Source organism: Flavobacterium subsaxonicum WB 4.1-42 = DSM 21790 (genome assembly GCF_000422725.1).
GTDB classification, from domain to species: domain Bacteria; phylum Bacteroidota; class Bacteroidia; order Flavobacteriales; family Flavobacteriaceae; genus Flavobacterium; species Flavobacterium subsaxonicum.
Genome location: NZ_KE383909.1, coordinates 445,708 through 462,472, shown reverse-complemented (window position 1 = coordinate 462,472; position 16,765 = coordinate 445,708). Strand labels below are relative to the sequence as shown.

At 40.4% G+C, this 16,765-nt stretch carries 15 protein-coding genes and 1 tRNA gene; 15 read left to right on the top strand and 1 reads right to left on the bottom strand.

What is annotated here, in order from left to right; translation table 11 throughout:
* The first annotated feature begins 55 nt into the window (after window positions 1–55).
* From G509_RS0112475 to G509_RS0112455, 4 genes are all read left to right on the top strand, one after another.
* The gene (locus tag G509_RS0112475; RefSeq protein WP_026991834.1) at window positions 56–1,228 is read left to right on the top strand and encodes a TlpA disulfide reductase family protein; all 1,173 of its coding nucleotides are present in this window, start codon (window positions 56–58) and stop codon (window positions 1,226–1,228) included.
* A 181-nt stretch (window positions 1,229–1,409) separates the two neighbouring features.
* Window positions 1,410–1,490, top strand: a tRNA-Tyr gene (locus tag G509_RS0112470).
* A 293-nt stretch (window positions 1,491–1,783) separates the two neighbouring features.
* Window positions 1,784–3,094 (top strand): site-specific integrase, encoded by a 1,311-nt coding sequence (locus tag G509_RS0112460; RefSeq protein ID WP_026991833.1) that lies wholly within the window; start codon window positions 1,784–1,786, stop codon window positions 3,092–3,094.
* Window positions 3,095–3,647: 553 nt separating this feature from the next.
* Window positions 3,648–4,229, top strand: a complete 582-nt coding sequence (locus G509_RS0112455) for a Crp/Fnr family transcriptional regulator (RefSeq protein ID WP_026991832.1) — start codon at window positions 3,648–3,650, stop codon at window positions 4,227–4,229.
* Window positions 4,230–4,335: 106 nt separating this feature from the next.
* Here G509_RS0112455 and G509_RS0112450 read toward each other — a convergent pair whose 3' ends face one another.
* The gene (locus tag G509_RS0112450; protein ID WP_207382699.1) at window positions 4,336–5,766 is read right to left on the bottom strand and encodes an amidase; all 1,431 of its coding nucleotides are present in this window, start codon (window positions 5,764–5,766) and stop codon (window positions 4,336–4,338) included.
* Window positions 5,767–6,238: 472 nt separating this feature from the next.
* Here G509_RS0112450 and G509_RS0112445 point away from each other — a divergent pair, with 472 nt between their 5' ends.
* From G509_RS0112445 to panB, 11 genes are all read left to right on the top strand, one after another.
* Window positions 6,239–7,642, top strand: a complete 1,404-nt coding sequence (locus G509_RS0112445; protein WP_035738934.1) for an MFS transporter — start codon at window positions 6,239–6,241, stop codon at window positions 7,640–7,642.
* A gap of 153 nt (window positions 7,643–7,795) precedes the next feature.
* The gene (locus tag G509_RS0112440; protein WP_026991829.1) at window positions 7,796–8,683 is read left to right on the top strand and encodes a dienelactone hydrolase family protein; all 888 of its coding nucleotides are present in this window, start codon (window positions 7,796–7,798) and stop codon (window positions 8,681–8,683) included.
* A gap of 12 nt (window positions 8,684–8,695) precedes the next feature.
* Window positions 8,696–9,718, top strand: coding sequence for a YncE family protein (locus tag G509_RS0112435; RefSeq protein ID WP_026991828.1), 1,023 nt, complete (start codon window positions 8,696–8,698; stop codon window positions 9,716–9,718).
* 101 nt (window positions 9,719–9,819) lie between these two features.
* A complete protein-coding gene (locus G509_RS0112430) occupies window positions 9,820–10,917 on the top strand; it encodes an alkene reductase (RefSeq protein ID WP_026991827.1) in 1,098 nt (365 codons plus the stop codon).
* A gap of 4 nt (window positions 10,918–10,921) precedes the next feature.
* On the top strand, window positions 10,922–11,683 hold the full coding sequence (locus tag G509_RS0112425; RefSeq protein ID WP_081663300.1) for a type 1 glutamine amidotransferase domain-containing protein: 762 nt from the start codon (window positions 10,922–10,924) through the stop codon (window positions 11,681–11,683).
* A 24-nt stretch (window positions 11,684–11,707) separates the two neighbouring features.
* Window positions 11,708–12,226 carry an SRPBCC family protein gene (locus G509_RS0112420; RefSeq protein ID WP_026991825.1) on the top strand — a complete coding sequence of 173 codons (519 nt, stop codon included), beginning with the start codon at window positions 11,708–11,710 and terminating at the stop codon, window positions 12,224–12,226.
* A gap of 15 nt (window positions 12,227–12,241) precedes the next feature.
* A complete protein-coding gene (locus tag G509_RS0112415; RefSeq protein ID WP_051200197.1) occupies window positions 12,242–13,345 on the top strand; it encodes an SMP-30/gluconolactonase/LRE family protein in 1,104 nt (367 codons plus the stop codon).
* A 16-nt stretch (window positions 13,346–13,361) separates the two neighbouring features.
* The gene (locus G509_RS0112410) at window positions 13,362–13,874 is read left to right on the top strand and encodes a lactoylglutathione lyase family protein (RefSeq protein WP_026991823.1); all 513 of its coding nucleotides are present in this window, start codon (window positions 13,362–13,364) and stop codon (window positions 13,872–13,874) included.
* A gap of 75 nt (window positions 13,875–13,949) precedes the next feature.
* Window positions 13,950–14,966 carry an ankyrin repeat domain-containing protein gene (locus G509_RS22050; RefSeq protein WP_051200195.1) on the top strand — a complete coding sequence of 339 codons (1,017 nt, stop codon included), beginning with the start codon at window positions 13,950–13,952 and terminating at the stop codon, window positions 14,964–14,966.
* Between the two features lie 57 nt (window positions 14,967–15,023).
* Window positions 15,024–15,596, top strand: a complete 573-nt coding sequence (locus G509_RS0112400; protein WP_026991822.1) for a Crp/Fnr family transcriptional regulator — start codon at window positions 15,024–15,026, stop codon at window positions 15,594–15,596.
* 330 nt (window positions 15,597–15,926) lie between these two features.
* Window positions 15,927–16,745, top strand: a complete 819-nt coding sequence (gene panB, locus G509_RS0112395; protein ID WP_026991821.1) for a 3-methyl-2-oxobutanoate hydroxymethyltransferase — start codon at window positions 15,927–15,929, stop codon at window positions 16,743–16,745.
* Window positions 16,746–16,765 lie beyond the last annotated feature (20 nt).

The following is a 16,765-nucleotide window of genomic DNA, read 5'->3' as shown; positions in this document are numbered from 1 at the left end:
GTGCAATTGGTTTTAAATACTTTTGCACATCATTTAAACAAATAAAAAATTAACAATGAAAAAAGTAGTTTTATTTCTGGCAGCAGCGGCTATGATAGTGTCGTGCAAACAACTGGCAGAAAATGAATATGAAGTTACAGGTACTTTTGCCGACAACTCTTTAGACGGTAAAACCATAATTCTTGAAAAACAAAGCCAGATGGGCTACACGCCTGTAGATACTGTAAAAGTAGACGGCGACAAATTTGTAATAAAAGGTACTACTACCGACCCGGAAATGGTATTTTTAAACGTTGAGGGTAAAACCGATAGTAAAGTAAACTTTATACTGGAGCCGGGAGAAATAAACCTTAAGGTAGATAAGGATACGCTATTTAAATCGGTTACGGGCGGTACGTTTAATAATGATAAGCTTGAGGAGTTTAAAGGCCTTAGCTACAAAATGTTTAAAGAAAACGAAAAGATAGAAAAGGCAGCCCTGCCACAACGCAACGAGGCGCTTAAAATTAACGATACTGTTACTTTAAACAAGCTTAGAAAAGACAAAGAGGCAAGTTTTAAAACATGGAATGGCCAACTTGTAGACTTTATTAAAAAAAATCCTAAAGCGTTTGTAAACATTATGGTTTTAGGCCAGGTGGCGCAAATGAGGGTTAGCACAATGGACGATGTACGTGCCCTGTTTGAAGGCCTTGACCCGTCTATAAAAAAGACTAAAGAAGGTAAGCAAATTGCCGATTATTTTGCCAAGATGGATGCCGAGAAAAAAGGCACACCTGAAGCAGCAACATCTGCCGAAGGCGGTGTAAAAGTAGGCGATGCTGCTCCTGAGTTTACTGCCCCAAGCCCCGAAGGTAAAGCAGTTTCTTTAAAGCAATCGTTAGGTAAGGTTACTATTATAGATTTCTGGGCATCGTGGTGCAAGCCATGCAGGGCCGAAAATCCTAACGTAGTGGCACTTTACAACGAGCTTCATGCAAAAGGACTAAACATTATAGGCGTGTCTTTAGATAAAACTGCAGATAAGTGGAAAGAAGCCATTGCTGCCGATAAACTTACATGGGCACACGTTTCTAACCTTAAGTTTTGGGATGAGCCTATTGCAAAACAATACGGTGTAAGCAGCATTCCTGCCACATTTATATTAGATGCAAGCGGAAAAGTAGTTGCAAAAGACCTTAGGGGTGCCGAACTTAAAGCTAAAGTAACCGAGCTTTTAGGTAAATAATTTGTTCATTACAACTCAAAATAAAAAAATCTCCTCAGGGAGATTTTTTTATTTTATTAGCTTCCAGACCTTTAAAAAATAGTTGCAAAAATACCGCATAATATGTTTGTAAACTTAAAAAACAATACTATATTTGCAACCGCAATAAGGGAAAAACCTTAACACTCGGAAAGCAAAAATTGGGGAGATACTCAAGCGGCCAACGAGGGCAGACTGTAAATCTGCTGGGAAACCTTCGTAGGTTCGAATCCTACTCTCCCCACGAAATGGGTAAAATAAGGGAAATTAATACTTTTCCAAATTTTTTAAAAACCCTCAAAATTTCGTATAATGCCTGCAAATTCAAGGATTTGCAGGCATTTTTGTTTTTACCCCTGCAACCAAATTTTATAAAGAAGCCCAGAAGTTTTGTGGCAGAATCGTGGCAGTTTTAAGCCCGAAAAAAACTGCCACAAAACTCAGTTTAATTAGCTGACGATCAACATGTAAATCAGCTTTACATCTTGATTTAAGAACGGTATAATTCTATATTTATTAATTTTAAAATATCGAGTTATGTTAGAAAGCAGTTTTGGACTCTCCTTCTTTTTGAAGGCTCCGCAGAAATCAACAAAATTGAGATTCATTTATCTCAGGGTAATTGTAGACGGGTTAGCTAAAGAAACCTCTACAAAACGTAAATGGGATCCATCACGTTGGGACCAGAAGACCGAACGGGCAATTGGCAGTAAAGAAGATGCTAAGGCCCTGAATTTCTTTTTGGATTCGCTCCTGATGAAAATTAACGAATGCAAGACCGAACTCCTGTACAACGGTAAATTTATAACATCCCAGAAAATAATGGACTATGTGCTGGGAAGAATCGCTCCAAGGGTAAAGGTCCTGGAAGAGTTCAGGCGCCATAACCAGGAGATGCATGCGCTGATCGGAAAAGGCTACGCTAAGGGTACCTTAGACCGGTTCTCTATCACCATTAACCATGTAGGCGCTTTTATCCGGATGAAATACAATTGTGAGGACCTGGAATTTTCAGACCTGAATTTTGAATTCATTAAAGATTTCGAGTTTTTCTTAAGGACGGTCAGGAATTGCAGTAATAACACATCCCTTAAATATATAGCTAATTTCAAGAAAATTGTCCTACGGGCCATGGATAAGGAAATCATCCAAAAGGATCCGTTTAAAAATTTTAAGGGAAGGAAAACAAAGATTACTAAAAAGCCACTTACCACTCAGGAACTCTACGAGCTGGAAAGGCATTATTTTACCACAGACAGGCTTAATGTAGTACGGGATGTGTTCGTATTCCAATGTTATACCGGCCTCGCTTATATTGACGCCTACCAGCTTAAAAAGACCGATATCAAAAAAGGTATTGATGACGAATTCTGGATCATGTCCGCAAGGCAGAAAACGGGCTCCACGACTAATATACCCCTACTCCCACAGGCGCTCGCCATTATCGAAAAGTATAAGGAACATCCGCTGTGCGTAGAGCGCGGTACAGTGCTGCCTGTCACGTCGAACCAAAAAATGAACGAGTACCTTAAAGAAATAGCTAACCTATGCGGGTTTCCCTTTACGCTCAATACACATATGGCGCGCCGGACTTTCGGAAGCACGGTAACCCTAAAAAATAATGTGCCTATACATATCGTAAAGGAAATGCTGGGTCACCAATCGGTTAAGCAAACCGAAGCCTATGCCATCACCGAGCAGATGACCATCGGTCATGAGATGTCATTGTTGAACAAGAAGCTTAACCAGAATAAACCAAAAATGTCACCGTCGGATATTGCAGTACTTGGCAGACTGGAAAAGGAAATAAATGCGATAAAGGAAAAATATAATATTGAGGCATTATGATAACGATTAATCTTAAAGATACCATCTTACGCTGTTCGACTGTGATCCCTGATAGCCCACCACAAAAAAAATCATTGCGAAATCAATGATTTTTTTTTGACTTAAAATGATTTGTTTTTAGATAAATGTTGATTTATTTAAGATTGTGATTGTATTTAGTGTTCGATAAATCCCTCAAAAAAATTAAATAGCTTAATATGGTAATTTCGAAGATTATATAGGTGTTATTTAAGCGAACATGCTATAGAGTTGTATCCGAGCTAAAAAATTAATTAATATGTCTTCTGCAGTTCGCGTAAATTTGCGCCATAAGGCTAATGTAGCTCGCTTTGAGGAGCTTTTATCAATTTTCGTTCACTAAATATGGGTACGTTAAATGCGTATTAATGAGCAATATTTTTTACAAAAGAAAAGAACCAAATGAACGCCAGTTGATTGATTTTGGTTAATGCCAATTAAATAAACTTTTTAAATTCACTAAATTTGTTTTATCACAAAAAGGGAAATCACTAGATAGTAATAACTACATTCCAAAAAATTAATTTGCATTATTATGTTTGAAGTTTTTGAAAAATATTTAAGAACCTGGAATGACTTATCTGATGAAGACTTGAATGCTATTCTCGAAGTCTCTATAGAAAAATCGATACGAAAATCACAGTCTATTCTTCATGATGGCGAAGTCTGGAAAATGAATTGCTTCATTGCCAAAGGATGTTTTAGATTATATCGGTTTGGAAAAGATGGTGTAGACCATACCATGCGTTTTGGTGTAGAGAATTGGTGGATGACCGATCAGGAAAGTTATAACAACAATACTCCATCCATTTATAATATTGAAGCACTGGCAACCAGCCATATTATTATGTGGAAGAAAGAAGAATGGGAAAAACTTCTGTCGCAATTACCCAATCTAAGGAACTTTCAGGAAAAACTTTCAGCCAGGGCTTATGAAATCAGTCAGCAGCGTATTTATTCACTGATTAGTAATTCAGCAGAGGAAAAATATGTCGAATTCCAAAAAACCTACCCTAATGTTTTAAATAAAGTTCCACTTTATATGGTTGCTTCATACCTTGGAATGTCGCGTGAAACGTTGAGCAGAGTGAGGAAAGACTATTCAAGGAAACAATAAGACCTCGCAGTAATGAGCTACAAGGTCTTAGTAATTTTTATTGCATGAGCTAGACTCCACTTTTACTAATTGATAGATAAGCTATACAGGAAAAAAAAGATAATTTTTATTTTATATTGGGATGCAAATTGCTCACAGAACTAACATTTTCAAGTAGCGTGGCAGCATGCAAAATTGTTGATTCTGACTGCCAGCTTCCTACGAGCTGTACATTAATTGGCAAACCTTCTTTGCTTGTCCCAAATCTCATCGAAATTCCAGGTAAACCGGTAACATTTAAAGGAACTGTAGCTCCTTGCAAATAAGTGGCATCCACTTTTTGTCCATTAATTATAAATTGTTCAACTCCATGTTTATGCGCAGCAATGGGGAGCACATGGGTAAGAAGTAAATCATAATGATGAAAATATTCCGCAAAACCATCCCTAATCCGTTCTGCCGCCTGTTCTGCTTCTATAAAATCTTTCATAGAGGTATCGGGAAGTGAAAGCATTGTCTTTGCCATTTTATAAATTTCATCATCATTTCTTCCGGCTATTGCATCTCGGAATGCTTCTTTCATTTCCATTACATGAAGACGATTAAAAACATCTAACGCAAAATCCTTCTCAAGTGCTGGTATTTGAACTGCTTGTACTTTATGCCCCAGATTTTTTAAAGCATTGGCAGCCGATTCAACAACTGAAGTAACTTCCGGATCCACCGGGCCAAAACCTGGGCCAACCATCCAACCAATTCTTAACGGCCTGCCTGGAACATTTCCTAATCCGGCATCAAATTGAACTCTGCTGGTTGAAAAAGCATCATGCCCGTCTGGTCCCGATAATACTGAATAAGCAAGGGATAAATCACGGATGCTTCTTGCCATGGGCCCTACATGCCAGAATCGACGAGGAACACGAGGCCATATACCCGTCATAGGAATACTGCCATGAGTAGCTTTAATTGAAACAATTCCGGTTTGAGCAGCCGGTCCGCGGACAGATATGGCAAGATCAGTACCCAATCCAAGGGGTGACATACCCGCCGCAATAGCAGCTGATTCTCCTCCACTTGAACCTCCAGGTGTGCGTGTTAAATCCCATGGATTATTTGATCGTCCACTTAGTAAGTTATCACTTTCAATCCAGTATGAAAACTCAGGAAGATTAGTCTTTGCAAGTAAAATTCCACCTGCTGTCTTCAACCTTGCAACGCTGGTTGCATCGGTAACGGGCACACGTCCTTTAAATATTGGCGAGCCTCTTTGGGTTAATAATTTTGCCGTATCAATCGAATCCTTTACGGTGAAAGGTACACCATGGAGAGGTCCCAATTTCTCACCTTTCATAACAGCGGTTTCGGCTGCTTTAGCTGCTTTCATTGCGGTGTCAGCAATCGTTACTATGGCATTAATTGATGAATCATATTTTTCGATTCGGTCTAAATGCGCCTGAATAACTTCAACAGGGGAAATTTCTTTATCGCGGATCATTTTTGCCAAGGCAGTTGCATCCTGATAGTAGATTGGCAGGTTGTCATTCATTTTTGTGTCCATATTTTTTTTTTATTAATTGGCAATTATTACTTATTGCTTTAACAAAGGTGGAAAAACATGGACTTTGATTACAACGTCATATGACGCTAATTTTTTGTGACAATTGTCACAATTTATCTTTTTCAGTTTAAATGGTGAATTCTTTAAACTGCTGCATCAGGAAATTAAATGTGAAAATTTAAAAAAACACGCTTTTTTTTATACGGACTTGTTACGTCATCTTCACAGCCTTATTTATATTTTATTGAGGTTTCAATAAATAATTTGTCTGGTAAGATTAAACAAATAATATGATTAAGATACGGTCTATTTAGCTATTTATGACTGTTCTATAATGTAACGTTAAAAGTGGCTGCGCACTCTGGTAATATGTTTAATTTAGTTTTGTTAAACAACTATAATGAACTTATAATTATAAACCACCTTTGGTACGGTCTAATTTATAAGAATATAGAATGTATTCATTCAAAGCATGCCTGCAATATCTGATAAAAATGAGCTTAAAGAAGTAAAGGCAACCCACCTTTTGCCATGGGTAACGGCAACAGCTATGTTTATCCAGTCGCTTGACGGAACTATATTAAACACCTCATTGCCGTCAATAGCAAGGGATATGGGATACTCACCTACACAAATGCATTCTGTTATTGTAACCTATACACTTACCCTAGCCTTATTTATCCCACTATCAGGGTGGCTGGCCGATAAGTTTGGCACGCGCAACATGTTTATGATCGCTGTTTTCTTGTTTGTAGCAGGATCGGTAAGTTGCGCCGCCTCAGTTGATTTAAAGACGTTTAACTTTTCGCGTGTTGTACAGGCAATTGGCGCCTCTATGATGGTTCCGGTTGCACGTTTAGCCATCTTATACCAGTATCCTAAAAAAGAGCTTTTAAAAACCATGAACTTTATTACAGTGTTTGGTTTGCTGGGCATGGTCGTGGGGCCTAGTCTTGGCGGTTTCCTTTCAGATCAATTATCGTGGCACTGGATTTTCCTTGTCAATGTTCCTATTGGGTTCATAGGGATTTCATTGGCTTATCGTGTTATGCCTAACTTCAAGCATGCTGTAGGCAGGTTCGATTTTAGGGGTTTGGTGTATTTTAGCCTCGCACTGATAGTTTTTACTATGGTATTAGAACTTGTAAGTGCAGGGCTAACCCACCTACTTATGATTTTGGGGTTATTGTTCCTCTCAGGATTATTGTCTGTATTTTACTTCATTCACTATAAGCGAACAGAAAAGCCTATAATAGACCTGAGGCTCCTTAATATAAAAACACTTAAGATAGGGCTTACAGGAAGCCTTATAACAAGGCTTGGCATAGGCGGGCTGCCGCTGCTCTTACCACTTATGCTACAAACCGGCTTTGGCTATTCGGCATCGGTCTCAGGATTACTACTCCTACCCTCGGCACTGGCTAATGTGGCAATAAAGCCTTTCATGGTGCGCATCATAAAAGCATTGGGATATAGAACCGTACTTATTAGTAATACCATATTACTGGGTATTGTACTTATTATTTTAGGTTTTGTTGAAAGGGAAACACCAATAGGATACTATATCGTGCTAATGATTTTTTACGGCTTCTTTACTTCCATACAGATGTCTGCAATGAACACCATAACCTTGGTGGATCTTGATGATAACACTAAAAGTGGCGGGAATACCATGCTGGTGATCATGCAGCAGCTATCGGTAAGTTTTGGGGTATCGGTTGCGAGCTTGGTGCTATCCTTCTTCCAGTCCGATGCATTTGAAATGAATAAAACACAGCCGTTTCATTATACTTTTATAATACTGGCAATTTTCACTATTCTTTCGAGCCTTACCTTTAGGCGACTGAGTAAAACCGATGGCAGCGGCTTTGTGTAACCAATGCGCTTTTGCTACACTTTTATAAAAACTATAATGGTTGCACCTAGTTATATCAATAAAAAGTAATGATTAGATTATATTTGGTTTTTATAAAATAATGAACATTTAAGCACTTTTGTCTGTTATTAAATATTTTATATACCAAATGCTATGCACACTCCAAAAAAAGAAGATATAAAACAGGAGGTCTTCGACCTTTATGATGACTATGCCCACAACCGCTTATCGCGGCGTGATTTTGTGCAAAAGCTTTCGCTTTATGCGGTAGGCAGCCTTACAGTGCCCGCGCTTATGAGTTTCCTGATGCCTGACTATAAAGGGGCTATTCAAATAAAACCAAACGACCCCGGCATTACAGAAACCTATATAACTTATGCATCGCCAAAGGGTGGCGGTACCATTAAGGGATTGCTTTGCGTACCTAAAGACAACAAAAAGAAACTGGGAGGCATTGTAGTGGTACACGAAAACAGGGGGCTTAACCCACATATTGAAGATGTTGCCCGAAGGGCTGCGCTTGCAGGATTTGTTAGCCTGGCACCCGATGCGCTAAGCCCGTTGGGCGGCTACCCTGGCAATGATGATGCCGGGCGCGAGTTGCAAAGCAAACGTGACGGCAATGAAATGCTTGAGGATTTTATAGCCGCGGCAGCCTACTTAAAAGACTCCGAATTTTGCAATGGCAAAGTTGGGGTTGCAGGTTTTTGCTTCGGCGGATGGATCGCTAACATGATGGCGGTACGCATACCAAATTTAGCAGCGGCAGTGCCTTTTTACGGAGGGCAGCCATCTGCGGCAAATGTCGCTGCTATTAAAGCGCCCCTCCAATTGCATTATGCCGGGCTCGATACTAAAGTAACAGAAGGCTGGCCTGCTTATGAGCAGGCGTTAAAAGCAAATAATAAAAAGTATACTGCTTATATTTACGCTAATGTAAACCATGGTTTTCATAACGATACCACCCCAAGGTATGATAAAGAAGCGGCGCAGCTGGCATGGCAGCGCACTATAGCATTTTTTAATACAACTTTATCTTAACCGCAATGAAATATGAAATACTTTAAACAACTATCCCTATTGCTATTTATCCTTTTTTGCCAGTGTATGGTGGGCCAGGATAAAAACTATATACTCGCATTATCTAAAGGATCAAAAAAAGTGGTGGTATACAATTACAACACACTCGATTCTGTCACGGCAATACCTGTTGAGGAAGACCCTCACGAAATAGTTACAAACAATGATGGCTCTCTTGCTTACGTGTCGCACCCTATACTGAACGGTGCCGGGCATAAGATCAGTGTTGTAAATTTACAGACGCTAAGAAAGGAAAAGACAATTGATACAAAGCCTTTTTACACTCCCCATGGGCTGGTATACCTGAACAATAAATTGTGGTTTACCGCACAGGGATCTAAAAGCGTCGCCGTGTATAATACACAAAAAGACAGTATAGAGCAGGTGTTTGGCACCGGCCAGGATTTTACCCATTTACTGTATGTTACTCCCGATGGAAATCGCTTTTACACTACCAATGTAGAATCGGGCACAGTAAGCATTTTCGAAAAAAAACAATTGCCGCCGTACATGCCCCCCACGGGAGTATTGCCGGCTAATGCAAAATCAAGGCTAGAATGGCGACAGGTACTTGTAGATGTTGGACCGGGAGCTGAAGGGTTTGATGTATCACCGGATGGAAAAGAATTGTGGACAGCCCGCCCCGACGGATTTATTGTTGTTGTAGACCTGGAAAAACAAAAAGTAAAAGCTACAATTGATACTCATGTGCTAGGCCTGCACCGCTTAAAAATAATGCCCGACGGGCAAACCGTTTGCATCGTGAGTGTAAAAACCGGCGACCTGTTATATTATAACAGGCAAACCCATAAACTGGAACAGCAAATGAATATAGGCAAAGGGGCAGGTATTTACATGGATAAAGCCAGCAACCGCATGTTTGTGTCCTGCACCCCTGATAATTACATTGTGGTGATCGACCTGAATACGCGTAAAGTAATTAAGAAACTTCATGTCAGCAGGCCCGACGGGGTAACTTCCGTCCGGGTACAGTAGCTAGTTATAAACTAAAAGCGGACATGCTAATATTGGTGACTTACATCACATTTCCTTAGTGATGCTTTTAAGAACTTTGTTATCAATATAAATCATCCGTTATGCTTTTTGATACATTCCGCTTAGGCAAAATTGAGTTAAAGAACAGGGTTGTAATGGCTCCTATGACACGGGCGAGAAATCCTGAAGGTATCCCCAATCATGATAATGCTGTTTATTATGCCCAACGCTCTGAAGCTGGCCTTATAATAACCGAAGGGACAGCCATATCATCTACCTCTAAAGGTTTCCTTAACATCCCCGGGTTATATACCGCCGGGCAGGTTGAGGGCTGGAAGCTTGTTGCCGATGCAGTACACAAACAAGGCAGCGCTATATTTACCCAACTTTGGCATGTAGGCCGGATATCACACACTTCCATACAACCCGATGGCCAACCACCCGTGGGTGTTTCAGACATTCAGGCAGTAACATCATCCGCATATGGGATTACCAAAGAAGGAAAAGAAGGTTTTGTACCCTGCTCTAAGCCAAAAGCCCTGACTACCGAAGACGCAAAACAGGTAATACAAGATTTTGCGCATGCTGCTAAAAATGCTATAGCCGCCGGCCTCGATGGTGTAGAGCTGCATGGGGCTAATGGCTACCTTATAGAACAATTCTTAAACCCGTTTGTAAACACCCGTAATGACCAATATGGAGGAACTTTAGAAAACCGGTGCCGGTTTTTGTTAGAGGCCACTGATGCGTGTATTGATGCGATTGGCGCAGACAGGACAGCCATCAGGCTTACGCCTTATGGCGATATGCATGAGTTGCCGCATTACGATAGTATTGAGGCTACCTATGAATATCTTGCTAAAGAACTGAACGCACGCAATATTGCTTATATCCATTTTATGGATCAGGGCTCCCGTGGCAGTTATGCTTTACCTGAGGGTTTCCTTAAGCGCTTTCACCAATGGTTCCGGGGTACGGTTATCCTGGCAGGTGGGCTGGATAAAGAAAAAGCAGAAGCACGTTTACAAAGCGGAGACATAGATCTTGCTGCCTTTGGAGAGCCTTTCATCGCTAATCCTGACCTGGTAACGAGCATGCACAATAATTATCCGCTCGCACCTACAGACCGCGCTACACATTACGGGCTGGGCCTGAAGGGTTACACCGATTACAAGTTTTATGAAAATCAAACATTATAATCTAATGACATTACTAAAAAACAATTATTTTTATATAGCATTTATTGCGCTTATCAGCGTGGCTTTTGTCCATGCCCAGGTAAAAGAAGCTACGCCTAAAAAGAAAATCCTCTTTGTTGTAACCAGCCATGACCAGAAAGGGACAACCGGGGAAAAAACAGGCTATTATTTAAGCGAAGTTTCGCATCCGTGGAAGGTATTAACGCAGGCAGGGTATGAAATTGACTTTGTAAGCCCAAAAGGCGGCAACCCGCCTGTAGATGGTTTTGACCTTAAAGACCCTGAAAATAAAGAATTTTGGGAGAATAGCTATTACCAGAACAAGTTATCGCACAGCCTTACACCGGCAAATGTAAAGCCTGCTGATTATGCTGCTATATACTATGCCGGTGGCCATGGTGCCATGTGGGATTTGCCGGATAACACAACCCTTACTTCTATTGCTGCAGCTATTTATCAAAATAAAGGCGTTGTTGCTGCCGTATGCCATGGGCCTGCAGGCTTGGTAAACATCAGGCTTGCTGATGGCTCTTTTTTAGTTGCTGGCAAAAAGGTAGCTGGATTTTCTAACGAAGAAGAGAAGCTTGTAAAATTAACCGGTGTTGTACCTTTTTTATTAGAGGATAAATTAAAAGAAAAAGGCGGTATTTACGAAAAATCAGCTCCCTGGCAGGAACATGTTATAATCGATAAGCGCCTTATTACCGGCCAAAACCCACAATCAGCTAAAGCTGTTGGCGAAGCCATTTTAAAAGCCCTTAAATAATTATTTAACTATAAATCATATACTATGCATTACATATTCTGGCCGGAACAATACCTTCCGGGAACTACCGACAACTACTGCTCTAATGAAGTAATTATAGCAGGTTTGTCCTCAGACGAAGTATGGCCTTATTTAAGCAATCCTTTTGCGTGGCCAAAATATTACAGCAATTCTTCGGACATTGAATTTGATAATAACGGCGGCCCGGAATTTACTGCCGATTCCCGTTTTCGTTTTAGGACATTCGGTTTTCCTATAGAAGCAGAAATCACCGAATTTGTACCACCATCGGAAGGTGGACCTGCACGATTGGCATGGCACGGCTGGGCAGAGGGCGATGAAGAAACAAGGCTGGATGTAATTCACGCATGGCTTATAGAAGACCTTCCAGGAGGGCGCGTAAGGATACTGACACAGGAATCGCAGATAGGAAAACCGGCGCAGGAACTGGCAAAAGCCAAGCCTAACCCGATGATAAACGGACACCAGGACTGGCTTGAAGGCCTTGCCGATGCTGCAAAGAACAAACTTGCAATAGGGTAACACATTTGATTGTTTATGAGTAAGTTTATTAGAATAAAAAAATATTTTTTGCTGGGCCTGGCAATAACAGGTCCTATAAATATCCAGGCGCAAACCACAAAGGCTAAATTACAAACGGTATTTACCGATAGCATATACCAGCTCACCGGTGTAGCCGTTTCTCAATCGGGGCGTATATTTACAAACTATCCCCGCTGGGCTGGGCCTTACCGTTATGCACTAGCGGAAGTTGGTAAAAATAACACCGCTAAACCATATCCAAACATAGAATGGAACCAGGGGGACGTGGCTAAAGGGGGAAATAAAGAGCAACATTTTTTATGTGTACAGGCAGTTGTTACAGATGGTGATGCCTTGTGGGTAATTGATGCGGGTTATGCACAAAACGCTGAGGACAACAATAAGGGGCAAAAGCTCGTAAAGATAAACCTTCGCAACAATACTGTTGAAAAGGTGTTCCCCATGCACAGTGTTGCAGGAAGTAAAAGCTACCTGAACGATATGCGCATAGACACCAAAAAGCAAATTGGGTACATTACAAATTCGGGCGAAGGTGGTATTATAATTGTAAACCTGAAGACGGGCAGCGCACGGCAGGTGTTATTAGGCAACAACATTGTAAAGGCCGATGCAGATTATACTATGCAAAGAGACGGCAAGCCCCTGTTAAGCAACGGTAAACCTTTTAGGGTAGATTCCGATGGTATCGCATTAAATCCCGACAATTCCCTGCTGTATTTTAAAGCGTTAACAGACGATAAATTATACCGCATTGCTACAAGATATCTTAACGATGCCAATTTTAACGATACTGAACTTGCCTTAAAAGTTGAATATCTTGGAACGTTTACAACGACTGATGGTATGGCATTTGATGCTAAAGGTAACCTGTACATGGGCGACCTTGAACGAAGAAGGATTATCAGGTTAACCCCAGACTTAAAGTTAGAAGAAGTTATTGCTGATGATGAAAGATTAGCATGGCCGGATAGCTACCAGGTTACTAAAGATGGATGGCTGTACATTAGCTGTTCGAGGATTGATGAGGAAAGCCGCTTCCATAACGGTAATAGTGCCCGCACTGGCGCTTATACCATCTACAAAACAAAGATTGACTAAATATAAAGAGAACATTATGACTACAGAAAAAACATACCCAAAATCTTTTTCGCACATAGGCCTTTCCGTACCCGACATTCATGCCGCAGTAAAATTTTATACTGATGTTATGGGCTGGTACATTATTATGGAGCCAAGCACCGTGGCCGAAGAAACAGAGACTGCTATTGGGCAAATGTGCATCGACGTATTTGGTACGGGTTGGGGTACATTTGATATAGCCCACCTTTCAACATCGGATGGGATTGGTATTGAGTTGTTTTCGTTTCCTAACGGAGTAAAACAGGCACCACCATTCCAGCCATTTAATACCGGGCTTTTCCATTTTTGTGTTCAGGATCCTGACGTGGAAGGCCTGGTAAATAAGATTGTAGCTAATGGAGGTAAACAGCGCATGCCGGTAAGGGAGTACTACCCTAACGAAAAGCCGTACCGTATGTGTTATGTAGAAGACCCTTTTGGTATTGTATTCGAGGTGTACAGCCATAGCTACGAGCTCACCTATTCTTCGGGTGCTTACACCAAATAAGCTGGATCAAATTAAAAAACACCTGTAATAAAATAAAGTATGTTTAAAAAATGTATCATCTTATTTGCATTAACTATGTTCCTATCTAACAGCTATGCCACACCCTTATGCAACGCGGTTAACGAAAATAATTTAACTGAGGCGTCGCACTTACTGCAAAAGGGAGCAAATGTAAACGAACGTAATGCCCTTGGTTTTACACCGCTTATGTTAGCCGCCGGTTTAGGTAATTATCAAATGGTTGATTTACTGCTTGCCGCAGGTGCCGATGTGCAAATGCTTGATACCCGGATGGGATCTACTGCATTGCATAAGGCGGCACAAAGTGGCGTAGTACCGGTGGCCGACCTGTTAGTTAAGCATGGTGCTTTTTTAGACCTTACTTCGCCCACTAATGGCAACACTCCACTGTATGATGCTGTGTGGCACCGCAATGCATACATGGTTAAGTACTTATTAGATGCAGGCGCCAATTGGGAAACCAAATCACGTGGTGTAATTACACCTTTAGCTTTAGCTCAAAAAACAGGAGATAAGGACATTGTTGCCCTCATTGAAAACCAGATGAAGCAGGCAGATGACTATCGCAAAAATGATAAATTTTTTAAAGCCATAGAAAAAGGTAATATTGCGGCAATACATAAGCTTATAAGCAGTGGTTTGGATATCAACCAACAAGCCTTATTTACAATTGGCGATGCACCAAAGGGTATGACACCTTTATTGTATGCAGCGCAGGTAGGTAATGCAGAAATTATAAAAATTTTGCTCGATGCCCGGGCCAATTCAAGAATTGTAGACTGGACAATGAAATCTACTGTACTGCATAAATCCGGTTATAATGGGCATCCACAAAATATAAAACTACTGGTAGATGCTAAAGCGGAGCTTGATGCACAGGGGCCGTACAATGGTTATACCGCCCTGCACGACGCTGTTTGGCACGGGCATTATGAGGCGGCGAAAGCGCTGTTAGAAAATGGGGCGCGGTTTGACCTGAAAGGGCTTGACGGCAACACGCCGCTTGACCTGGCAAAAAAATACGGGTATACCGATATACAGAAACTGCTGGAAGGTTATACAAAACAATAGCTCGCCGTATAAAGCTTAGCTTTTTGAAAAGTCATACCAATTGGCTATTTTTGGCACATGGAGTATGCTGCATTTTTAAGGAGCCATTTTGAAGAACTTATTACGATATCTGATAAGGAATTTGAAATTGCACAAAGCTTTTTTAGAGCTTTAAAACTGCCTAAAAAAGAAAGTATTATTAAGATTGGGCAAAAAGTAACTTCAGAATACCTGGTGGTACAGGGATGCCTTAAATCTTCTGCCTATGATGAAAAGGGAAAAGAATATATAATACAGTTCGCCCAGGAAAACTGGTGGGTATCTGATTACCCGGCATATGCTTTACAATCGTCTTCCGAGCTGGATATACAGGCTGTTGAGGATAGTTTTGTGCTGGAACTGACCATTGAAAACAGGAAAAAACTTTGTGATGCGATACCTCAGGTACACACGTTTTTTGAGCGCAAAACCTTTGGTGGTTACGTAGGTAGCCAAAAGCGCGTTTTATCTTTACTAAGAAACTCAGCAAAAGAAAAATACGACCTTTTATTAGCCCAATATCCCGAGCTGTTTCAACGCTTACCGCAAAAGGTTATTGCACAGTATTTAGGGATTACACGGGAAACCTTAAGCCGGTTAGGCAGGAAATAGCGTAGTGGGTATTCTTAATGGCAGTATTGCGTACAGCTTTGTTTTCCACTTATTAAAAATACTTCGAGCCAAAATATGGTAATCGAAAATAAGGTATACCACAAGATGTATATATAGGCAGTAAGTTTTTCATAATATAATGAATGTGGACAATTTGCGGTTTCTTTCAAATGATGCAGTCGCTTATATAAACTGTACTTTTTGCTATCTGAAAAAAATAATAACAATTTATACATAATTTAGAACCCAATATAAATAATTTGTACATTTGCATAACCAGTTATATAACTTGTTTTGTAATGTATGCGTAATAAAATATAGCAGAAAACGATGTCAGTTCATAAAGAAATGAGTAAAAAAGTTACCGCCCCCGAGTTATTAAAAATGAAGGAAGCCGGAATAAAGATAAGCGCATTAACTGCTTATGACTATACAATGGCTAAGATAATCGATAGTGCAGGTATTGATGTAATTATCGTTGGCGACTCTGCATCTAATACAATGATTGGGAATCTTACAACACTATCTATAACGCTTGATCAAATGGTTAATTATGCCAAGGCGGTGGTTAACGGAACTTCGAGGGCACTTGTGATAGTGGATATGCCATTTGGTACTGTGTCGGGCAATCCATATAAATCTATGGAAGCAGCGATCAGGATGATGCAGGAGACAGGTGCAGATGCAATTAAGGTGGAGGGCGGTATAGAAGTTGCCGATGATGTGAAAAAGATATTGAATGCAGGCATACCCGTAATGGCACATTTGGGTTTAATGCCACAATCAATTAATAAATATGGCACATATAACGTAAGAGGTAAAGAAGATGCTGAAGCAAAAAAACTTATTGAGGATTGCCTTCGTATGGAAGATTTAGGGGTTTTTGGATTGCTCTTGGAAAAAATCCCTGCAACACTTGCGTCTGAAATTTCCTCAAAAGTAAAAATTCCGACAATAGGTATTGGTGCTGGCTCAGGAACCGATGGACAAGTATTAGTTATACAGGATGTAATGGGAATGAACAACGATTTTTCACCCAGGTTTCTAAGGCGTTATGCTGATCTACATAGCATAATGACGATGGCAACACAAAATTATATTGCTGATGTTAAAGCAGCAAATTTTCCTAACGAGGATGAATGTTATTAAAACCACTAAAAAATAAGAAT

Excerpts from the sequence above, each read along its gene's own strand:
- G509_RS0112440 (WP_026991829.1), top strand. The coding sequence starts at position 7,796 with ATGCACACTCCAAAAAAAGAAGATATAAAACAGGAGGTCTTCGACCTT.
- G509_RS0112435 (WP_026991828.1), top strand. The coding sequence starts at position 8,696 with ATGAAATACTTTAAACAACTATCCCTATTGCTATTTATCCTTTTTTGC.
- G509_RS0112455 (WP_026991832.1), top strand. The coding sequence starts at position 3,648 with ATGTTTGAAGTTTTTGAAAAATATTTAAGAACCTGGAATGACTTATCT.
- G509_RS0112410 (WP_026991823.1), top strand. The coding sequence starts at position 13,362 with ATGACTACAGAAAAAACATACCCAAAATCTTTTTCGCACATAGGCCTT.
- panB (WP_026991821.1), top strand. The coding sequence starts at position 15,927 with ATGTCAGTTCATAAAGAAATGAGTAAAAAAGTTACCGCCCCCGAGTTA.
- G509_RS0112445 (WP_035738934.1), top strand. The coding sequence starts at position 6,239 with ATGCCTGCAATATCTGATAAAAATGAGCTTAAAGAAGTAAAGGCAACC.
- G509_RS0112460 (WP_026991833.1), top strand. The coding sequence starts at position 1,784 with ATGTTAGAAAGCAGTTTTGGACTCTCCTTCTTTTTGAAGGCTCCGCAG.
- G509_RS0112450 (WP_207382699.1), bottom strand. The coding sequence starts at position 5,766 with ATGGACACAAAAATGAATGACAACCTGCCAATCTACTATCAGGATGCA.
- G509_RS0112415 (WP_051200197.1), top strand. The coding sequence starts at position 12,242 with ATGAGTAAGTTTATTAGAATAAAAAAATATTTTTTGCTGGGCCTGGCA.
- G509_RS0112475 (WP_026991834.1), top strand. The coding sequence starts at position 56 with ATGAAAAAAGTAGTTTTATTTCTGGCAGCAGCGGCTATGATAGTGTCG.
- G509_RS0112425 (WP_081663300.1), top strand. The coding sequence starts at position 10,922 with ATGACATTACTAAAAAACAATTATTTTTATATAGCATTTATTGCGCTT.
- G509_RS22050 (WP_051200195.1), top strand. The coding sequence starts at position 13,950 with ATGTTCCTATCTAACAGCTATGCCACACCCTTATGCAACGCGGTTAAC.
- G509_RS0112430 (WP_026991827.1), top strand. The coding sequence starts at position 9,820 with ATGCTTTTTGATACATTCCGCTTAGGCAAAATTGAGTTAAAGAACAGG.
- G509_RS0112420 (WP_026991825.1), top strand. The coding sequence starts at position 11,708 with ATGCATTACATATTCTGGCCGGAACAATACCTTCCGGGAACTACCGAC.
- G509_RS0112400 (WP_026991822.1), top strand. The coding sequence starts at position 15,024 with ATGGAGTATGCTGCATTTTTAAGGAGCCATTTTGAAGAACTTATTACG.